Here is a 20,585-nt window from a genome sequence, read left to right on the forward strand (position 1 = left end):
GCAGGTTTGCTTTTCTCGGTCTCATCGCGAGCCTGTTGCCAATGTTTATCGGAAATGCTCTCGCTCATGGGAGCAACTCTGGCGGCTCTCATCCCGGGCTCGATATTCCGGCAATTTCCCACGGCGAGATGGCGGTCATTTCGGAGTATCGCAGCAGCATCAGCATGCTGGCGTCGCGGGCGGCCGATACGAACGAATCGTTCCGGCGTGTCCTGAACTACTCGGAAATCCAGTATTCCTATTGCCTCTGGGGCCGGATGCCGGGCAGCGTGACGGACGAGGAAAGCCCTTTCAACGAATGCGCCCATGCCTATCTCGCGGCGACGAAAGCCGTGCTGATGGCGATGCGTGAGATGCCGCGAGAGGCAACCGCGGCGGGCGAAATCATCTCGGCCATCGACGCCGACATGGCGGGCCGCGGACTTGCCTTCATCACCTGCCAGTTCAGCGGTGAGGCTTTCAACACCGCCGATATTATCAAGCCGAGCTGGAGCAAGGTGCCGCTTCATCCTGCCAGCATGGCGTCACTGACGGGGTTGGCCGCTCTGTTCGGTCTGGCCGTTCTCGCGCTTCGTCGCGTCTCGCGGCCGAAGGCTCAGTCGTCGGAATAGCGCTGCTCGCTCCACGGATCGCCATACATATGGTAGCCGTTCTTTTCCCAGAAGCCGGCCTCGTCGGCGGCGATTAACTCGATGCGGCGCAGCCATTTGGCGCTCTTCCAGAAATAGAGATGCGGCACGACGAGCCGCAACGGGCCTCCGTGCTCCGGTGTCAGCGGCAGGCCTTCCCAGGAGGTCGCCAGGATCGCATCCTCGGCGGCGAAATCGGCGAGCGGCAGATTGGTGGTGTAGCCGTCGTAGCTCGTCAGCATCACGTAGGCTGCTTCCGGCCTCGGCATGGCGCGATCGAGCAGATCCCGCGTCGAAACGCCGTTCCATTTGTTATCGTAGCGCGACCAGGTGGTGACGCAGTGGATGTCGCTGATCCTGGTGCTCTGCTGGATCGCCTGGAATTCCGTCCAGGTGAGGGTGAGTGTCGTTTCGACCAGGCCGCGTACTTCAAGCCGCCAGCTCCCGGTTGAAATGACCGGTTGCTGGCCGAGATCGAGCACCGGCCAGTTCTTGACGAGGTGCTGGCCGGGCGGCAGGCGCTCGGCCTCGGGACGGCTGATGCGGCCGGTCAGGAACTTGCCCTCGGATGCCCAGCGGCGCTTGGAGTTTGTGAGCTTGCTGTCGGCGGGCGTCTGGTCGTCGCTCATGAACGGGTCTCCTTGCGGTGCAGCAATAGGACATCCGTCCCTGCCGAGTGTCAAGTTTCGGCGAGCTCTTGGAAATCTTCGCTTGCCTCATTAGACTGAGCCGTCGGGCATGCCTTGCTGGGGAGTGAAGGCAGAAAGGGAGGAGCCGGATCTGTCTTCGAGATATCGTGCTACCGCGGCGCTGCTGCTGGTGCCGCTCGTCATCTTCGCCTTCTTCACCTATGGAAGCGCGATTGCGACGCGCGCCTATATGGAGGAGGCTTCCGCTCAGGCGGGAACGGCGCTACGCCTTGCCGTCTCGGCGCTCAGCGGCCACCTCAACCGCTACGAGGCGCTGCCGGCGCTGATCGCCGATCACGACGATATCAAGGAACTGGTCAGCGCGCCCGACGACATGGCACTGCGTGATGCGGCCAATCTCTATCTCAAGGAGATCAACGGGCTCTTAAAATCTTCCGACATCTATGTGGTGAAGCCGGACGGGGAGACGATCGCGGCGAGCAATTACGATGGACCGGGGAGCTTCGTCGGCCAGAATTTCAATTACCGGCCTTATTTCCAGGAGGCGATCGAAGGCCGGCAGGCGCGGTTTTATGCTCTCGGCACCACATCGCTAAAGCGCGGCTACTATTTCTCTGCCCCGATCAGGGTCGGCGCGGATATTCGCGGTGTCATCGTCTTCAAGGTCGATATCGACATGATCGAATCCTCCTGGAGCGGCGGCGAATACAAGATCTTCGTCTCCGATCCCGAGGGCATCATCTTCATGTCCGGCAGCCCGGAATGGCTCTATGGCGCGATCCTGCCGCTGACGGCCGACCGTATCGCCCGCACCGAGGCGTCGCGGCGCTATGCCAATGCGAAGCTGACGGCGCTGCCGGTGACGCGTCATCGCTTCGAGCCGCATGATCTGATGACGCTTGCGAGCGATCGGGGCGCAAGCGAGTATCTGGTGCTGTCGCATTATATGCCGGCCGAGGACTGGACGGTGAATGTGCTGATGGAGACGAGTTCCATCCGCGCCCAGGCGCGCACCGCGCTTGTCGCCGTCTTTCTCATCCTTTGCATCGCAGGCCTTGCTGTGGCGGTCATTCGCCAGCGGCGGGCGCGGCTTGCCGAGCGCATGTTGATGCAGGCCGAAGCGCGGGGCGAGCTGGAGCGGCGGGTGGAGGAGCGCACGGCGGATCTTGCCCGCGTCAACAGCCGCATCGAGGAGGAGATCGCCGAGCGGCGGTTGACCGAGCAGCAGCTTCGCCAGACCCAGGCCGATCTCATCCAGGCGGGCAAACTCGCCGGGCTCGGGCAGATGTCGGCTGCCCTTTCGCATGAATTCAATCAGCCGCTCGCCGCCGCCAAGACCTATACGGACAGCGCTGCCGTTCTGATCGATCGAGGGCGAACGGAGGAGGCGCGCGACAATATAAGGCGGATCGGCGGGCTGATCGACCGCATGGCCTCGATCAGCCGGCACCTGCGCAACTTCGCCCGCAAACCGAATGAGAAGCTCGGGCCGGTCCCCCTCGACGAGGCGATGCGCGACACGCTGGAGATCATCGCCTGGCGGCTGAAGGCGGCGGACGCCGAGCTCCGGCTCGATCTCGGAACGCGGCCGCCGGTGGTGCGCGCCGGTTCGGTACGGCTGCAGCAGGTGCTGGTGAATGTGATCTCCAATGCGGCCGATGCGGTTGAAGGACTGGATGACAGGCGCATCGAGGTTTCGGCCTTCGAGGCGGCCGGCAAGGTGGTGCTGACGGTGCGCGATCACGGACCCGGGGTGCCGGCGGCAATCGCCGAGCGCATCTTCGACCCCTTCTTCACGACCAAGGGTGTGGGCAAGGGGCTCGGCCTCGGGCTTTCGATCTCCTACAATATCATCAAGGATTTCGGCGGCAGCCTGACTGCCGCCAATCATCCTGAAGGGGGCGCGGTGTTCCGCGTCGAGCTGCAATCGGCGGCTGGGCTGATGCCGGAGGCAGCCGAATGAACGAAGCCAAGATCCTGCTTGTCGACGACGAGGAGGAACTGCGCCGCTCGACGGCGCAGGCGCTGGAGCTCTCCGGCTTCAGCGTCGAAACTTTTTCGAGCGGCGATCATGTGCTGGAACTGATCGGCTACAGTTTTCCCGGCGTCGTCGTCAGCGATATCCGCATGCCCGGCATGGACGGCATGACTTTGATGCAGAAGATTCGTGAAATCGATCAGGAGGTGCCCGTTATCCTCGTCACCGGCCACGGCGATGTACAGCTAGCGGTCAAGGCGATGCGTGAAGGCGCCTATGATTTCATCGAGAAGCCGTTCACGACTGAAATGCTCGCCGGCGTCATTCGCCGGGCGATGGAGCGGCGCGGTCTCGTGCTTGAGAACCGGCTGCTGAAGGCGGTCGCCGGCAAACGCGACGATATCGAGGCGCGGCTGCCGGGGCGCACCCAGGTAATGGTGGATCTGCGCTACCGCATCCGCGCAATCGGCGCCAGCGATGCCGATACGCTCATCGTCGGCGAGACCGGGGCGGGCAAGGAGGTCGTGGCGCGTGCACTTCACGATATCAGCGCCCGGGCGAGCCGGCCGTTCATTGCGATCAATTGTGCCGCCCTGCCGGCGAACCTGATCGAGAGCGAGCTCTTCGGCCATGAGGCCGGCGCCTTTCCCGGCGCTGTCAGGCCGCGTTACGGCAAGTTCGAACATGGGCGCGGCGGCACCATCCTGCTCGACGAGATCGGCTCGATGCCCTTCGACCTGCAGGCGAAGTTCCTGCGGGTGTTGCAGGAGCGGGTGATCTCCAGGCTCGGATCGAACGAGGTCGTGCCGCTCGACGTGCGCTTCATCGCGACGAGCAAGGTGGATCTGGAGGCGGAGGTAGCCGCTGGCCGCTTCCGCGCCGATCTCCTCTACCGACTGAACGTCGCAACGCTGCATGTGCCGTCGCTATCGCAGCGGCGGGCAGACGTTCCGCTGCTCTTCCTGCAGCTGGTGCGGGAAGCGGCCGCCCGCTACGGCCGCGACGAGGTGGCCGTGCTGCCGGAGGTGATCTCCGACATCGCCCAGCGCGACTGGCCCGGCAATGTGCGTGAGTTGAGGAATGCCGCCGACCGTCTGGTCCTTGGGCTCGACAATGGTGGACGGCAGACCGAGGAGGCAACCGGGCTTGCGGAGCGGGTTGCCGAATTCGAGCGAGGGATTATCGCCAGCGCGCTGGTGGCGCATGGCGGCAGCCTCAGGCCGGTTTATGAATCCCTCGGCATCTCCCGCAAGACCCTGTACGAAAAGATGCAAAAATACGGCCTCGATAAGCGGATACTGACCACCGAAAGCTGAGTTCGGGTTCCGGTGATTCTCCGGGGCAACGGTGCCGCAGCCCTGGAACGTTGCGCGTTGGGTGGAAATCCACCCATCACCCATGCCGTTTGTTTCCAAATCGACCCATGCTGCATTGCACTGCCGCAGAATCATCTTGCGGAAGCGACGGTAGTGATTGCGGCTCGATTTCTCCCGGCGGCAAATAGGTCATCCCCGGCGCGGAGGATGTGTCGGCGGGCTTGCTGTTTCATCAGGGAGGAAACGATGAAAATCCTGAAGGCCGTGCTCGGCCTGACCGCGGCTGCCGCGGTTTCTCTTCTCGCCGGTGTCGCATCGGCGCAGACCTATCCCGAGCGCACCATCACCATGGTCGTCCCCTTTGCGGCGGGCGGCCCGACCGATACCGTCGCGCGGCTGGTGGCTGAATCGATGTCGAAGGATCTCGGTCAGCAGATCGTCGTCGAAAATGTCGGCGGTGCCGGCGGCACGCTCGGCGCCGGCCGGGTGGCGAACGCTGACCCCGATGGCTACACCATTCTTTTGCACCATATCGGCATGGCGACAAGCGCCACGCTCTATCGCAAGCTCGCCTACGACACGCTCGGCGCCTTCGAGTATGTCGGCCTTGTCACCGAGGTGCCGATGACGATTGTCGCGCGCAAGGATTTCGAGCCGACCGATCTCAAGGGCCTGATCGATTACGTCAAGGCCAACAAGGACAAGGTCACCGTCGCCAATGCCGGTATCGGTGCGGCTTCGCATCTCTGCGGCATGATGTTCATGAGCGCCATTCAGACGCAGCTCACGACCGTTCCTTACAAAGGAACCGGCCCGGCGATGACGGATCTGCTCGGCGGCCAGGTTGATATTATGTGCGACCAGACCACCAACACCACGAAACAGATTAAGGGCGGCACGATCAAGGCCTATGCGGTGACTTCGCCGAAGCGCCTCGACGTGCTGAAGGATGTACCGACGGCTGTCGAAGCTGGCCTGCCGGGCTTCGAAGTCGGCATCTGGCACGGCATCTACACGCCGAAGGGTACGCCGGCCGCGATTAACGAACGCCTGTCGAAGTCGCTGCAGCTGGCGCTGAAGGATCCGAATGTCGGCGCCCGCTTCGCCGAACTCGGCACGGCGCCGTCCTCCGATGCAGATGCAACGCCTGCTGCTTTGAAAGCCAAGCTCGAAAGCGAAATCGCCCGCTGGAAGCCGGTGATCGAGGCCGCCGGGGAATACGCGGACTAGTGAGGGATGTGCCAGGAATAGCCCCTCATCATAACCCTCTCCCCGAAAACGGGGAGAGGGGACCTGCCCTGAGCAATTGCGGAAAAGGCGAGAGGCTTGCGGCATGTTCCCTTCTCCCCGCAAGCGGGGAGAAGGTGCCGGCAGGCGGATGAGCGGCAATCGCGGCAGCAGCGCGTCACGTGAACCATCTCCAACTCCAGGAGACACTATGAAATCCATCAGTCTCGATAGCACCAATGCGATCTGCGGCGCGCTTTTCGTCGCGACCGGCACTTTCTTTGCCTATCAGTCGGTCGGGCTCGACCTGGGTACGGCTTTGCGGATGGGTCCCGGTTATTTCCCGTTTATCCTTGCCTGCGCACTGATACTTCTCGGCGCGATCATCTTCTTTCAGGCGCTGCGTGTGGAGGGGGAGCCGGTCGATCCCTTCGCCTGGCGCGGCATGCTCTTCATTCTGCCGGCTCCCGTCTTCTTCGGATTGACGGTGCGCGGGCTTGGATTTGCGCCGGCGCTGTTCTTCACAGCCTTCATCGCCTGCTTTGCGTCGCGCAAGATGAACCTGGTATTCGCGGTCATCCTGTCGCTGCTGCTGACAATCTTTTCGGTCGCCGTCTTCAGCTATGGGCTCGGACTGCCGTTCGAACGCTTCGGCCCCTGGGTCCGGTTCTAGGAGGCGATGGTGGATCTTTTCAGCAATCTCGCGCTCGGCTTTGCGACGGCGGCAACGTTCGACAATCTTCTCTTCTGCCTGATCGGCGTGCTGCTCGGCACGCTGATCGGCGTGCTGCCCGGCATCGGCGCCACGGCGACGATCGCCATGCTCTTGCCGATCACCTTCCAGCTCGAGCCGGTCTCCTCGCTCATCATGCTCGCCGGCATCTATTATGGCGCGCAATATGGCGGCTCGACAACGGCGATCCTCATCAACATGCCGGGCGAATCCTCCTCTGCCGTCACCGCGATCGACGGCTACCAGATGGCGCGCAAGGGCAGGGCGGGGGCGGCGCTGGCGATCGCGGCCCTCGGCTCGTTCTTCGCCGGAACGGTCTCGACCTTTCTCGTTGCGGTCTTCGCGCCGCCGCTGACCGACATCGCACTGCAATTCGGATCGGCTGAATATTTCTCGTTGATGATCGTCGGCCTCGTTTCCTCGATCGCGCTGGCGCACGGCTCGGTCGTCAAGGCGCTGGCGATGGTGGCGCTCGGGCTGCTGCTCGGCCTTGTCGGCACCGATATCTATACCGGCACGCCGCGTTTCACGCTCGGAATCCGTGAATATGCGGACGGCCTGAATTTCGTGGCGCTCGCCGTCGGCGTCTTCGGCGTCGCTGAAATCCTGCGCAATCTCGAGGGAGAGTCGACACGCACGGTGCTGATGGCCAAGGTATCGGGTCTCTTGCCTTCGCGCCAGGAATTCAAGGAGATGATTGCGCCCATCATCCGCGGCACCGCGATCGGTTCGGCGCTCGGCATCCTGCCCGGTGGTGGGGCGATCCTCGCTTCCTTCGCCTCCTATACGGTGGAAAAGCGCTTGTCGAAGACGCCGAAGGAATTCGGCCAAGGCGCGGTCGCCGGCGTCGCAGGGCCGGAATCGGCCAATAATGCCGGAGCGCAGACCTCATTCATTCCGCTGCTGACGCTCGGTATTCCGGCCAATCCCGTCATGGCTCTGATGATCGGCGCGATGATCATCCAGGGCATCGTGCCGGGCCCGAACGTCGCCACCGAGCAGCCGGCGCTGTTCTGGGGCATCATCGCCTCGATGTGGATCGGCAATCTGATGCTCGTCATCCTCAACCTGCCGCTGATCGGGCTCTGGGTGAAGCTTTTGACGGTGCCTTATTACGTACTCTTCCCCATCATCATGGCCTTCTGCTCGATCGGGGTCTACAGCGTCAATTCCAACGTCTACGACCTCTATGCCGTCGCCTTCTTCGGCCTCATCGGCTACGTGCTGGCAAAGCTGCGCTGCGAGCCGGCGCCGCTGCTGCTCGGTTTCGTGCTCGGGCCGCTGCTGGAAGAGAACCTCAGACGCGCCATGATCCTGTCGCGCGGTGACCCCAGCACCTTCATCACGCGGCCGATCAGCGCCACGCTTCTGGCAATCGCGGTCGCCGTACTGATCGTCGTCTTCCTGCCGAGCGTCAGGAAGAAGCGCGAGGAGGTGTTCGTCGAAGAAGCTTGAGGGTTGAACTCGCGAGTTGTTTGATGAACAACGAATGATCTGACGCGGGCGCCGTTCGGGCGCCCGTTTCACATGGAGGGATATCCAGGCCCATGAGCATTCCTGCCCGGATCAAGGACGATCTGCCGTTCCTCACCGCCTTGCGCCGCGATCTGCACGCGCATCCGGAACTCGGTTTCGAGGAGGAGCGCACCGCCGGTATCGCCGCAAAGCTTCTCGAGGAGGCCGGCATCGCCGTGCATCGCGGGCTTGGCGGCACCGGCGTGGTCGGCACCCTGCAAGTCGGCAACGGCAGGCGCAGGATCGGGTTGAGAGCCGATATGGATGCGCTCGCCATGCCTGAGATGGCGGAGCGGCCCTATAAATCGACCGTACCGGGAAAGATGCATGCCTGCGGCCATGACGGCCATACGGCAATGCTGCTTGGCGCCGCGCGGCATCTGGCGGCGACGCTGAATTTTTCCGGCACCGTGCATTTCATCTTCCAGCCGGCCGAAGAGGGCCGCGGCGGGGCGAAGCGCATGGTCGAGGAGGGGCTCTTCCGGCTTTTCCCCTGCGATGCCGTCTATGGCCTGCACAATATGCCGGGGCTTGCGGTCGACGAGATCGCCGTCGTCGAGGGACCGCAGCTCGCCTCCTCCGACAGCTGGCGCATCACCTTTCGCGGCGTCGGCACGCACGGCGCCAAGCCGCATCTCGGCCGCGATCCGATCACGGCAGCCGGTACTTTCCTGTCATCGCTGCAGACGATCGTCGGCCGTGTTGTCGACCCGCTGCAGCCGGCGGTCGTCAGCGCCTGCTTCCTGCAGGCGGGCGATACGAAGGCGTTGAACGTCATTCCCGATATTGTGGAGATCGGCGGAACGGCACGGGCCTATTCGCCTGAGGTGCGCGACCAGCTGGAGACCGAGATCGCCCGGTTGGCGAGTGGGACGGCTGCGATGTATGGCGTATCGGCCGACTATCATTTTGAGCGGCGGATACCGCCTGTCGTTAATGATGCGGATGCCACATCACGGGCGCTTGCCGCCGCCGGCACCGTCTTTGCTGAAAACGTGCGGAGGAGTTTTCCGCCGTCGACGGCTGGAGATGACTTTGCCTTCTTCGCGCAGAACGCGCCGGGCTGTTATGTCTGGCTGGGCAACGGACCGGCGGTTGACGGCGCGCTACACCACAACACGACTTATGATTTTAACGATGGGGCGCTTGGATACGGGGCGGCTTACTGGGTGGCGTTGGTGGAGGGGGAGTTGAAGATTTGAGCGATGTCCATTGGTCCGTTTTCACTGTTTTGCGGCGCTGTGGCAGTGATGCACGACTTTCCGGAAGTGAGACGTCGTTCCACACTAGTTGACGGGCCAGACAAATAGCAGCGCCGGCACGCTAACGAGAATAATCAACGCCGACAGCGGCAAGCCGAGACGCGGATAATCGGAAAACTTGTAACCGCCGGGACCGAAGACGAGCGTGTTGCATTGATGGCCGACAGGCGTGAGGAAGTCGCAACCCGCGCCAATGGCTACCGCCATCAGGAAGGCTTCCGGTCTGAAGCCTAGACCCGTTGCAAAGCTGGCGGCGATCGGCGCCATGACAAGGACCGTCGCGGCGTTGTTGAGGAAGGGCGTAACGGCCATGGCGGTCACCAAAATCAGGCCGAGCGCACCCCATGCCGGCAGATTCATCGCCGCCCCACTCAGCCAGCCGGCAATCAAATCGCTGCCGCCGGAGGTGCGCAAGGAGTCCGAGACGGGAATAAGGGCCGCGAGCATCACCAGGATCGGTCCATCAACCGATTTATAGACATCCGCGAGTGGAACAGCTCGAAAAACGACCATGCCCAGGGCGGCTGCGAAGAAGGCCACCGGAACCGGCGCGAGACCGACCGCGGTCGTTGCCATCGCGAGCGCCAGGATAAGAAGCGGAATGAAGGCGCGGCGGCGGGTGCCGAGCAGCACCTCTCGCTGGGCGAGTGGCAGCAGGCCGAAATCCTGCAGAAGGGCAGTCAGGCTTCCCCGGCTGCCTTGCAGAAGGAGCACATCACCGGTGCTGATGGTCAAGCTTCCCAGCCGTTCCTTGAGGCGTTCACCGCGCCGGCTAATCGCCAAAAGGTTGACCCCGCGCGTATAGGAAAGCGCCAATTCTTTGGCGGAAAGGCCAGCGAGGGAGGATCCCTGACTAACGATTGCCTCAAGCGAAATGATGTCCGCCTCCGGGTGGCCGCCTTCTGCCAGAGGCTTGCCGGAAAGCTTCAACTTCCCCTGGGACACAATCCGGTCCATCGCTGCCGAAGGACCTTCCAGCAGGACAATGTCGTCAGAGCGGAGCGTGAGATCGGGGAACGGAGCCATTCGGGTACCGCCACGCAGTACGGCGGTGGCTATGACCTCACCATCACCGAGATTCAGGAGGTCACTCAATGCCTGCTCAAGCAGTGTTGACTGGGCCGTGATCGCGACTTCGCTGGTGTAATTCTTGATTTCGATCGCATCCTCGATCGAGCTGTTCTGCTTGGTGCGACTTGGCACCAACCAGTGGAAGAACAAGAGAAAGGTGATGCCGACAACCGTGAGAACACCGCCCATAGGCGTGAAGTCGAACATGGTGAAGGAGGCTCCTGTCATCTCCTCCCGCAGCCGCGACACGACGATATTGGGTGAGGTGCCGATCTGCGTCATCAATCCGCCAAGTAAAGCAGCAAACGACATCGGCATCAGGTATTTTGAGGGAGAGGCACCGGATTTTTTCGCGAACTTGAAGGCGACCGGCATCATGATGGCAAGCGCGCCGATATTTTTGATGAAAGCAGAAAGCATTGCCACCGCAATCATCAAGAGCGCAAGCTGCGTGTAAAGCGTGTTCAGATTCGGGAAAAATCTCTTAATGGCCGAATCCACAATGCCGGAGCGCGCTACGCCCGCGCTGACGACCAGCGCGCTGCCAACGATGATGACGATGTCATCCGAAAACCCGGAGAACGCTTTTTCCGGTGGCACAATGCCGGTCCCGACTGCCAATACAAGCGCACAACACGCGACAACATCATAGCGGAAGCGATCCCAAATAAAGACTGCCATCATGAGAGCGATAACAGAAAATGCGATTATCTGTTGTGTTGTCATGCGGACCTGGGAACGAGGCTGGGGTGTCGCCGACAACCGAGCGGAAGACGATATTCAGAAACGCTGTAACGTTGCGCAAGTTCCTCGGCACCACACTTCAGGGGCTTCGAACCTCCGGATCCAGCATCTGCGGTAGCCTCGACAGACCTGCAGCATGAAGTTGCATCATCCCACCCCTGAGCTCTCCAAGGATGATGGCTGAAATCTCGCCTTCGACCGGCGCCGAAGACACGCTGCGACCCATCGACCGTGCAGCGAGCTGACAGACTTGCGATGTGTAAGGATGTCATCCTGCAGCTGTGAGCTTTGACCAGATCAGAGCATAACGATGCAGATCAGGCGGCGATCACGAGCGCAATCATCGCGATCGCACATGCGATACCCAAAACGTTGAAGCCCAACGAAACGAATTCGCTGAGTTGGTGCAGGTGATGACGAGGGTGCTCGGCAGTGCCCAGCACTGCAACAGCTCCTCCCATCATCCAACATGTCAATGTCAACGCACCGAAAAGCAGAGCCAGATTCATCACGACACTCATTCTAATCTTTACGGTCCTTCGAACCGGCGCATCCTCGCTTTGTTCCCGCCTCAGCGTGTCATCCGATTTTGTAAAACGCGTGAAAATTTGCCGGACGCGAACACGACCTCGACGGCATGGCGCGGCGAGGGCGCAATTTTTCCGTGAAGGTTCTGAGTCTGTGGTGAAAAACTCAACCTTTGATAATCTTCCCCAGGCGTCAGCACCTCACCCATTTTGGTGATGGAACCAAACTGCTTAGCCGTGGTTCGGCGGGCTTTCACGGTCTCGAAGCATAAGGGAAATCCTTTGAACGAGCTGCACCATGAATTCCAGCTGCGAAGAGATTTTCTGCCGAGAGCCGAGGAGGACGGGTGGCCTCAACCTGGACCCGCGGCATTGCCGGTGGACAGCCCACCGGTCCTGCAAACACCGCTGTCGCCCCGCCCGTTAGTGGTTGATCTCGACGGCACCCTCGTTCGATCGGACCTGCTGATCGAAACTGTCTTCTCGGAGCTTAGCCGTCGGCCCCTTTCCATCGTCGATTTCGTCAGTTCGCTGTCCGCCGGAAAAGCGTGTCTGAAGCACCGCCTTTCTCAACCAGCGGATTTCGACCCGGCTATTCTTCCCTATGACGCGGAAGTGCTGAACGTCATCAAGGCCGCACGGGAGGAGGGACGATCGGTTTACCTCGCTTCTGCAACCCACGAACGCCTGGTTTGCACGGTTGCCGACCACCTTGGCCTTTTCGCCGGCTGGTTTGCAACGAACGAGACGATGAACTGTGTCGGCGAGGCGAAGGCGGCAAAGCTCGTCGCCGCCTTCGGGGAGGGGGGCTTCGACTATATCGGCAATGACCCGGCCGACTTGTCAGTCTGGCGCCACGCCGCAAAGTCCTATGCCATAAGGACATCGGCGGCAGTTGCTCGAGAGCTTTCGCGCCAATGCGACAACGTCGAGCACCTTAGTCACGACAGACCGACATGGCGGATTTGGACGCGCTCGTTGCGGGTGCATCAATACGTCAAGAACGGGTTGGTTTTTATCCCGCTACTGACAAATCAACTCTTTGACCTCCATAGCCTTACGAATGCCGGCCTGGCTCTGGCGGCTTTTTCGCTTTGTGCCTCGGGCGTTTATCTCCTGAACGACTTGGTCGATCTGCAGGACGACCGCCGTCATAAAACCAAATGCCGCAGACCGCTTGCCTGTGGCGAGATCCCGCTGTTGCACGCTCTGTTGGCAATCCCGATCCTGCTTTTGCTGTCGCTTACGGTGGCCGCCATGGTGTCGCCCGTCTTCGTGCTCGTACTCGCGGGTTATTTCGCCTTGACCACCGCCTACTCGTTCTTCCTCAAGCGGAAGATGATCCTGGACGTGGTGGCTCTCGCCTCTCTTTACACCACGCGGGTGATCGGCGGCGCTGCCGCCGTCTCGGTGTGGCCATCTCCCTGGCTGCTTGCCTTCATGATGAGCTGGTTTCTCTCGCTCGCTTTGGTGAAGCGATACACCGAGCTCATTTCACGCCGCGCCGCGCACCTGCCGGATTCCAAGAGCCGCGACTACAGGAAGGCGGATATTGGGATGGTGGGCGCCCTGGCAGCTGGAGCGGGAATGAACGCGCTGACGTTATTTGCCCTCTATGCCGCAAGCGACAGTGCCCAAGACATCTACACCAGGCCAGCCATGCTGTGGTTGGCCGGACCGATCCTTGCCTGCTGGATTGCCCGCATCCTTATGCTCGCCCACCGAGGACAGATGCATGACGATCCAGTCGTCTTCGCGATCAAGGACAAGGTCAGCCTCGTCACGCTCGGCGTCGCCGGCGTACTTGTCATTGCCGCAATGTGAGGTGGCCGAATGGCTCGTCAGTCCTCAGAGCGAAGCACTTCCGCGGGCCTCGCAACCCGCTACCTCGCCTTCGCCATGCTCTCCACCGCCGCCAACTTCGCGGTCCAGGCCACTGTCATGCAGCTGGCGCCGTCGCCGAACCTTATGCCTTCGATGCTCGCAGGGACCGCTGCCGGCTTCGGCTTGAAATATCTCCTCGACAAAAAATGGATATTCTTCGACGGCTACACGTCGCACGGCGACGAGATGCTGAAGGTGGCGCTTTACGGCCTGTTCAGTGTTCTGACGACGCTCATATTCTGGGGGTTTGAAATTACTTTTTGGACGGTGTGGAAGACGGAGCTCGCAAAATACACCGGCGGAGCGCTCGGCTTGGCGATCGGCTATATTTCCAAATACGCGTTGGACCGGAAATTCGTCTTCAAACCAGAGGAGGCGTAACAAACTCATGGAGGGCTGGGGACGCTATCCGCGCCATGAAAGCCAGGCAATCGACTGCAAGCGGCCGGAGGCGCTTGCAGGCACCGTGGCCGCTCGCATGGGACTGATCGGCCGCGGAAATGGGCGTTCATACGGTGACGCGGCGATCGGCGAACACTCCACCCTGATGTGCCGTGGACTGAGCCGAATGCGGAGCTTCGATCCGAACGATGCGACGCTGACCGTGGAAGGGGGCGTAATGCTCTCGGATATTCTGCGCGCTTTTGTTCCGAGAGGCTATTTTCCGCCTGTGGTGCCGGGCACGAAATATGTCACGGTCGGCGGGATGATTGCCTCTGACGTGCACGGCAAGAACCATCATCGCGACGGCGGGTTCGGTGACCATGTCAGCGAGATCAAGCTGGTGGTCGCCAGCGGAGAGACCCTCACCTGTAGCCGCGGGCGCAACGCCGATCTTTTCTTCGCGACGGTCGGTGGTATGGGTATGACCGGGATCATCGCGGAAGCGACTTTCCGTTTGAGACCGATTGAATCCGCCTGGATCGCGCAAAAGACGATCGTCACGGAAAATCTTGGCGAGGCGTTGAAGGCGCTGCAGCAGACCGAGGATGTCACCTATTCGGTCGCCTGGATCGATTGCCTTTCGCAAGGCGCCTCTCTTGGACGCTCGCTGATCTTTGCCGGCGAACACGCGACGCTGGACCAGGTCGGCGGCATGCCGGGCGTAGATCGCTTTGCAGCGAAAAACGCAGGGATGTTTTCACTGCCATTCGATCTGCCGCAATGGGTGCTCAACAAAACAAGCGTAACAGCCTTCAACGAGATCTATTTCCGGGCGGGAGCGCGAAAGGCGGCCAAGACCTCGCTGGTCCACTGGGATAAATACTTCTTTCCACTGGACGGCATCCTCGAATGGAACCGGCTTTATGGCAGGCGGGGCTTTCTGCAGCATCAGTGCGTGGTTCCAGCCGAGGACGCGCTTCCAGTCCTGAGCGGCATGCTCGAGCGTTTTGCGCGTTCGGGAAAAGGCTCCTTTCTTGCCGTTCTGAAGAAGCTAGGGGGCGGAAGCGGGCTGCTGTCCTTTCCTGCGCCGGGCTACACGCTGGCACTCGACCTTCCCGTCACGCAGGAGGTGTTCCGGCTGCTCGACGAAATCGATGAGCTGGTTGTCAAGGCAGGAGGGCGGCTCTATCTCGCCAAGGATGCACGACAGTCACGTCACACATTCGAGGCTGGCTACCCTCGGTTGGCTGCGTTCAAGGAGCTACGCAAGGCAACGGGCGCCGATCGTCACTTTAATTCCCGCTTGGCAAAGAGGCTCGGCATATGAAGGGGATCGGCAAGACCCTGCTCCTGATAGGCGGGACATCGGATATCGGTCGCGCGACGGCGCTGATCTATGCCGAGGCGGGATGGGACGTGCTTCTGACCGGACGAAAGCGCTCTGCCGTACAACGCGAGGCCGACGACATCAGCGCGCGGACCGGCGCTAATGTCCTAGTTCACGAACTCGACATCCTCGCTACAAGCCGCTTTGAAGATTTCGTGGGCGCCGTTTCGCCTCTGCCCGACACGGCGGTCTGCGTCGTTGGCGAACTGGGCGAGCAGTCTCGCGCCGAACGGGAACTTGAGCATGCCGCCATGATCATGCGGACGAACTTTGAAGGGCCAGCTTTGCTTCTTGGCCTTCTGGCGGAACGTTTTGCGGCGAGAGGATCCGGAACCATCGTCGGCATTAGTTCCGTCGCCGGCGATCGCGGACGCGCGTCCAACTATGTCTATGGCGCCGGCAAAGCCGGGCTGACCGCCTTCTTGTCCGGCCTGAGGAACCGGCTGTCCGGGTCCGGGGTGCGCGTGCTCACCGTGAAGCCCGGTTTCGTTCGGACACGCATGACGCATGGCATGAAGCTCCCGCCGCTTCTCACCGCCGAACCTCGGGAGGTCGCGCAGAAGATCTTTACTGTCGCCGAGGGAAGCAGAGGCGGGGACGTGGTCTATGTCAGACGAATATGGCGACCGCTGATGACGGCGATCCGGTCAATCCCGGAGCCGATCTTCAAGAGGTTGCGGCTGTGACGGAACCAGGCAATCACGCCGCGTACGCGGCCATCGGAACGGGAGCAGGCGCCAGCAAGCGACCGGCGGCGAGGATACGGCGGCTGCGCGCGGCGGAAGGTTTGATCATCCTGACAGCATTGGTCTCTGCGGCCATGCTTGCCTTGCCGGGAAGGACCATCAACGCCGCCTTTATCAATGACGTGCTGGTCTTTATCGACGGTGCGCACCGCATCACATTCGGTCAGGTGCCGAACCGCGATTTCCACACGGCGCTCGGGCCACTCGTCTTTTATCTTCCGGCGGCTGGATACCAACTGACGGGGAATTTCGGCGCTGCGATACCGGTTGGAATGGCTATCGTTGTCGTCGCCTTCATCCCCGCAATGATCCGCATTCTTGTGTCTCGCCTCAACCCGTCATTGGCGGCCGCGCTCGGCATATTCCTCATTCTCATCCTCGCGGCGCCTATCAATCTCGGCAGTTCCATCTGGTATCCTTCGTTCGCGATGTTCTATAATCGCATCGGTTGGGTCGCGCTCGGCTTGCTGCTGGTGATGTATCTGACGCCGCAGCCCGCGCGCGGGCGCAACGATGCCGCCGATGCTCTTGCCGCTGTTTTTCTTCTGCTCGTCTCATTCTACATCAAGGCGACTTACGGGCTCGCCGGAACCGCCTTTCTCCTTGTCATCCTGTTGGATCGGCAGCAGCGCCGCTGGGTCGTGACTGCCCTGCTGCTGACGGGGCTGGCCATGATCGCCATCGAGTTCTTCTGGCGCGGAACCATTCAGCATATAGAGGATCTGCGGGCGGCGGCGCGTGTCAGCGGCGGCCATGACGTCGCCAGCATCCTGAAGAACCTGCGTGAGAACCTTTCCGACCTCATCGTGTTTGCGGCCTTCGCCTTGGTCGCCATCTGGCAAACCGGCAGCTTCCGCGATTTTCTCTTCTCCGGGTTCTGCATAGGCGCCGGCCTGGCGATCATCAATCAGAACGCCCACAGCTGGGGCATTATCACGCTCTACTGCGGCGCAGTCGCTCTGGTGCAGAAAGCCGCCTGGCCTCAGCAAGGCGATGACGGGAGAAGGACAGGAGGCTTGGCTCTTCCTGCCGGGGCTCTTCCGCTGCTCGCGGCCTTATTCCTGTCGCCGCCGATCGTACATCACGCCGCTGCCCTCATTCTGCATACATCGCTTGCGGCTGAGAAAGCTGGTCAATCGCTCGGGCTGCCACGTTTTGACGATGTTCGGGAAATCGATCCGCCTGGCGGCGAACCTGACTTCATAAGGCGCTATCTCGACGACATCGTAACCGGGGGGGCGCTGCTGCAGGCGTTGCCCGTACTACCCGAACGCGTTTTTGTGCTTGATTTCGTCAATCCATTTTCAGCCGGCCTCGGAATTCGCCCGCCTACCGGTGACTCCGCCTGGTTTCACTGGAACCGCAATATCAACGAGAAGGCCTACATCCCACCGGAAGTGCTCTTTGCGGATGTAAAGATCGTCATGGTGCCTAAAACCGGTATCAACAGCCTGCCCTTGCAGGAGCTGTACGGCCCCTTTCTTTCGGCTCGGTTCGAGGTCGTTCAGAAGACATCGGAGTGGACGGTCTACCAGTGGCGTCAGGCGAAGGTGCAAAGCGAGGTGAAGTGACTGTGCAAGCGGGAGACGGCGCATCGCGCCCGGCGTCACGGTTGAGTTGGTCGCAGGCTGTCATCTTCGGCACGGGTTTCGTTCTCGCCTGCCTTCTCGCTCTGCCCGGCCAAACGGCGACGACCAAGTACGTCAACGACCTCTTCGTTTTCCTGGATGGTGCTCATCGCATCGTACATGGCCAGGTGCCGAATGTGGATTTCCATTCGCCACTCGGGCCGCTGACATTTTACATTCCCGCCGCCGGCTATGGCTTGTCGGGCAATATGGGCGGCGCGATGCCGGCTGGAATGGCGATAGTGGTTCTCCTGCTTGCGGCTATCGCCGCGGAAATCGTGGGCAGCCGGATGCATATGGCGTTCGGACTGCCGCTTGCGATCTTCCTGCTCTTGATAGCTGCGGTTCCCGCAAATCCGGGCGAGCGGATAGGGGAGCTGACCTTTGCCATGTTCTACAACCGGATTGGATGGGCGTCGCTGGGCTTACTGCTGGTGATGTATTTGCCTCGCTTGCCGGCCTCCGGGAGTAGCAAGGCCGTCGACGCCGCATGCGCCAGTCTCCTTGTGTTGCTGATGCTCTACACCAAGATCACCTATGGCGTCGTAGGGCTTGGCTTCCTTTTGTTCATGCTTTTCGATCGTCGCCAGATCGGTTGGGTGAGGTTGGCGCTCGGGATGGTCGCTTTCAGCGTTATCGCGACTGAAATCATCTGGGGCGGCGGGTTCAACTACCTTGCTGACCTTGGCCTTTCAGCAAAAAACAGCGGCGGCGTTCTCACGTTGACCGCCCTCGGTCACTTGGTACGGAACAATCACGCCGACCTTCTTGTGTATCTGACGGTCGTGCTCGTCGTTCTCAACCTGACGCCGAGTTATCGGCATTTGCTCTTCGTTGCCTTCTGCGGCACAACCGGAATCCTCTTGATCGGGCAGAATTTCCAGACCGTCGGGATTCTGACGTTGGGTGCGGGCGCCGCCGTCATTACGGAAAGCCTCTTTCGCGCCAAGCTGCTCTCCCGATACGGGAAGGCGCGGTTCGCCCTGCCATTACTCCTAGGGTTCCTGTTGTTGCCCTCCGCCGTCTGCAACGCTGCATCGCTCGCAATTCATGCCTATTATGCTGCCGGCGGCCGAGGCAAACCGATCCCGCTGCCGGCGTTTTCTGAGATCGGGCTCGTTGAGATGTGGAGCGCCGGCCAATACGAATACTTCGAGAGATACAACAGGACATTGGCTGACGCTTCGGCTGCCCTGTCGCAACTGATGTCTGCTGACGAGCGCGTCGCGGTTCTCGATTTCGTCAATCCCTTCTCCGCCGGCCTGGGGCTGACACCGCCGGTGGGCGACAGCGTGTGGTATCATTGGGGGCGAACTCTTGGACCGGATGATCATCCGGCCGCGGAAGAGATGTTCGCCGACGTTGACCTTATCCTCGATCCGAAATGGCCGATCGAAATCTGGACGGGTAACGGCCTGCGCGACCTTTATGCCCACTATATCGCCCGCCACTATGTGCTGGTGCGGGAGACGGCCGATTGGCGCATTTATCGGCGAAAGGCTTTCTGAGTCGGTGCGGTCTGTTGTTTCAGCTCCGCGATGATTAGGCCGATGAGCATCAGCACGAGCGCCCAGGCGTAAATGGATCCTGCCGTCAGTTGGCCCAAGCTGGGAGCCCCAGCCAGGGCAAAGGCCCAGATCGCCAGCAGCGGGAGCTCCAAACCGCCGGCCGGTCTGTAGCAGCGCGGCCCGGTCGTCGCGACTTACGACAGCCTCCTGATGGTGGCGTAAATAATGTTGCGATTGGCCCCGAACCAGACTGTCTTTTCAACCGTATTTTCCGCCGCACCGGCATTGGCTATACGCCACATGTCGGCATTGGATCGCTGGAGGAGCTCCCAGTTCATGTAGGATTCCATGTATCCGTCATCCGCCATCTCATCGGAGAAGTTGGCAAATAGAAAGACGCCGCCCGGTTTCAGCATTTCCATGCAAATCTGCGTGAGCCGGATTGCCACTTTATCGGCAAGGTAATCGTACAGCCCTGCTGCGTAGATCAGATCGAAGGTGCCAAGCTGATGCTTTCGCGCGAGCAAGCCGCGCACGGATCCGTCGATAGGCTCTACAGAAGTCCCATGGAATTGGCTGGCGATCGAGCCAATACTTTGGGGGTCCTGATCAAGAGCAACCCAGCGTTTAAGGCGGCCTTCTGCCAATGCTTTTGATGTCTCCGCCTCCCGGAGGTGGCCGGCGGCGATGGCCAGCACCTCGGTATCCGAACCCGTTCGCGCAGCGGTGTCATCGACGTAGCGGGTCAGGATGTCGCGACGTTCCCTGACCGCTACCGGGCCGGGCGCGTTGATCGTGTATTCAAAGATATCCAGCCCGAGAAGGGTGGATCTGGCCACTTGTTCGGCCACCGCCGGATGGCCATAAATAAAGTCGATAAGACCGGCATCACCGGAATAGCCGCGAGGTTTTTCAAAGGACCAACGAGTGAACGGGCACTGCTGCAGGATCTTTGCCGAGGGATGGGCCTGAATAAATGGGATGAGCTTCTGCCATACAGCAGCACCGAATTTTTGACGGACGTCATGAAGCTGACCAATTAACCACTTGACTGCGCCAGGCAGGTCTTTCCCGGCACCGAACCGCTGCATTGCAATGTTGATGACAATCGCAAACTCAGCTTCTGCAGTCCGCAGCAGGTCCTTTTCATTATCGTGGTGAGGTGAGGGGAACTGATTGCTAACGGACTGCGGTGTAATCAAGCTTTGACCATCAAGGGAAAAGAGGGGCTGAGCCACGGAAACCTCATTGGGGATAAAGATCTAAACATTGAATAAAATCTTCATCATTCTTTTAAGGTCAAGCGTCAAGGTTGGAACGCGGCCTCAGCGCACGCTTTAATTTTAGAAAATATTAGTGAACCCGACAGATACTCTGCCCGCTTGTGGCTCGAGGG

17 protein-coding genes are annotated in these 20,585 nt (G+C 60.8%); 13 read left to right on the top strand and 4 right to left on the bottom strand.

From position 1 onward, the window contains the following. Window positions 1-41: 41 nt before the first annotated feature. The gene (locus HJC04_RS14045; protein ID WP_259668866.1) at window positions 42-611 is read left to right on the top strand and encodes a hypothetical protein; all 570 of its coding nucleotides are present in this window, start codon (window positions 42-44) and stop codon (window positions 609-611) included. On the opposite strand, the gene HJC04_RS14050 is transcribed toward HJC04_RS14045, so the two are convergent. Beyond that, complete coding sequence (locus HJC04_RS14050) at window positions 596-1,258, bottom strand: sulfite oxidase-like oxidoreductase (RefSeq protein ID WP_221146490.1); 663 nt, start codon at window positions 1,256-1,258, stop codon at window positions 596-598. The two genes, HJC04_RS14045 and HJC04_RS14050, sit on opposite strands and share 16 nt — an antisense overlap. A gap of 109 nt (window positions 1,259-1,367) precedes the next feature. Here HJC04_RS14050 and HJC04_RS14055 point away from each other — a divergent pair, with 109 nt between their 5' ends. The 6 genes from HJC04_RS14055 (at window position 1,368) to HJC04_RS14080 (ending at window position 9,250) form a co-directional block, all read left to right on the top strand. Beyond that, the gene (locus HJC04_RS14055) at window positions 1,368-3,242 is read left to right on the top strand and encodes a sensor histidine kinase (RefSeq protein ID WP_259665206.1); all 1,875 of its coding nucleotides are present in this window, start codon (window positions 1,368-1,370) and stop codon (window positions 3,240-3,242) included. Then, the gene (locus HJC04_RS14060) at window positions 3,239-4,573 is read left to right on the top strand and encodes a sigma-54 dependent transcriptional regulator (RefSeq protein WP_210629965.1); all 1,335 of its coding nucleotides are present in this window, start codon (window positions 3,239-3,241) and stop codon (window positions 4,571-4,573) included. The genes HJC04_RS14055 and HJC04_RS14060 overlap by 4 nt, the downstream gene beginning before the upstream one ends. A gap of 246 nt (window positions 4,574-4,819) precedes the next feature. Next, complete coding sequence (locus HJC04_RS14065) at window positions 4,820-5,803, top strand: tripartite tricarboxylate transporter substrate-binding protein (RefSeq protein ID WP_210629966.1); 984 nt, start codon at window positions 4,820-4,822, stop codon at window positions 5,801-5,803. A 208-nt stretch (window positions 5,804-6,011) separates the two neighbouring features. Continuing rightward, on the top strand, window positions 6,012-6,473 hold the full coding sequence (locus tag HJC04_RS14070) for a tripartite tricarboxylate transporter TctB family protein (protein WP_210629967.1): 462 nt from the start codon (window positions 6,012-6,014) through the stop codon (window positions 6,471-6,473). Between the two features lie 9 nt (window positions 6,474-6,482). After that, entirely contained in the window at window positions 6,483-7,988 is a 1,506-nt protein-coding gene (locus HJC04_RS14075; protein ID WP_064804722.1) for a tripartite tricarboxylate transporter permease, read from the top strand. 92 nt (window positions 7,989-8,080) lie between these two features. After that, a complete protein-coding gene (locus HJC04_RS14080; protein WP_221146491.1) occupies window positions 8,081-9,250 on the top strand; it encodes a M20 aminoacylase family protein in 1,170 nt (389 codons plus the stop codon). An 84-nt stretch (window positions 9,251-9,334) separates the two neighbouring features. On the opposite strand, the gene HJC04_RS14085 is transcribed toward HJC04_RS14080, so the two are convergent. Both HJC04_RS14085 and HJC04_RS14090 read right to left on the bottom strand, forming a co-directional pair. Further along, the gene (locus HJC04_RS14085) at window positions 9,335-11,107 is read right to left on the bottom strand and encodes an SLC13 family permease (protein ID WP_221146492.1); all 1,773 of its coding nucleotides are present in this window, start codon (window positions 11,105-11,107) and stop codon (window positions 9,335-9,337) included. A 335-nt stretch (window positions 11,108-11,442) separates the two neighbouring features. Next, complete coding sequence (locus HJC04_RS14090) at window positions 11,443-11,646, bottom strand: hypothetical protein (RefSeq protein WP_210629970.1); 204 nt, start codon at window positions 11,644-11,646, stop codon at window positions 11,443-11,445. A 288-nt stretch (window positions 11,647-11,934) separates the two neighbouring features. On the opposite strand from HJC04_RS14090, the gene HJC04_RS14095 reads away from it, so the two are divergent. The 6 genes from HJC04_RS14095 to HJC04_RS14120 are packed head-to-tail and all read left to right on the top strand — an operon-like array spanning window position 11,935 to window position 19,189. Next, entirely contained in the window at window positions 11,935-13,476 is a 1,542-nt protein-coding gene (locus HJC04_RS14095; protein WP_210629971.1) for a UbiA family prenyltransferase, read from the top strand. Between the two features lie 9 nt (window positions 13,477-13,485). Beyond that, window positions 13,486-13,917: a GtrA family protein gene (locus HJC04_RS14100; RefSeq protein ID WP_210629972.1), complete on the top strand. Its 432-nt coding sequence runs from the start codon at window positions 13,486-13,488 to the stop codon at window positions 13,915-13,917. 7 nt (window positions 13,918-13,924) lie between these two features. After that, a complete protein-coding gene (locus tag HJC04_RS14105) occupies window positions 13,925-15,247 on the top strand; it encodes an FAD-binding oxidoreductase (protein ID WP_210631565.1) in 1,323 nt (440 codons plus the stop codon). Continuing rightward, window positions 15,244-15,993 (top strand): SDR family oxidoreductase, encoded by a 750-nt coding sequence (locus HJC04_RS14110; RefSeq protein ID WP_210629973.1) that lies wholly within the window; start codon window positions 15,244-15,246, stop codon window positions 15,991-15,993. The genes HJC04_RS14105 and HJC04_RS14110 overlap by 4 nt, the downstream gene beginning before the upstream one ends. Next, on the top strand, window positions 15,927-17,624 hold the full coding sequence (locus HJC04_RS14115; RefSeq protein ID WP_247241705.1) for a hypothetical protein: 1,698 nt from the start codon (window positions 15,927-15,929) through the stop codon (window positions 17,622-17,624). Before HJC04_RS14110 ends, HJC04_RS14115 begins: the two co-directional genes overlap by 67 nt. 41 nt (window positions 17,625-17,665) lie before the next feature. Then, a complete protein-coding gene (locus tag HJC04_RS14120; RefSeq protein ID WP_259668867.1) occupies window positions 17,666-19,189 on the top strand; it encodes a hypothetical protein in 1,524 nt (507 codons plus the stop codon). Window positions 19,190-19,383: 194 nt separating this feature from the next. Here the strand turns inward: HJC04_RS14120 and HJC04_RS14125 are convergent, their stop codons facing one another. Further along, a complete protein-coding gene (locus tag HJC04_RS14125) occupies window positions 19,384-20,427 on the bottom strand; it encodes a class I SAM-dependent methyltransferase (RefSeq protein WP_210629974.1) in 1,044 nt (347 codons plus the stop codon). Between the last annotated feature and the right edge of the window lie 158 nt (window positions 20,428-20,585).

The organism is Rhizobium sp. NLR8a, assembly GCF_019685235.1.
Lineage (GTDB): Bacteria > Pseudomonadota > Alphaproteobacteria > Rhizobiales > Rhizobiaceae > Rhizobium.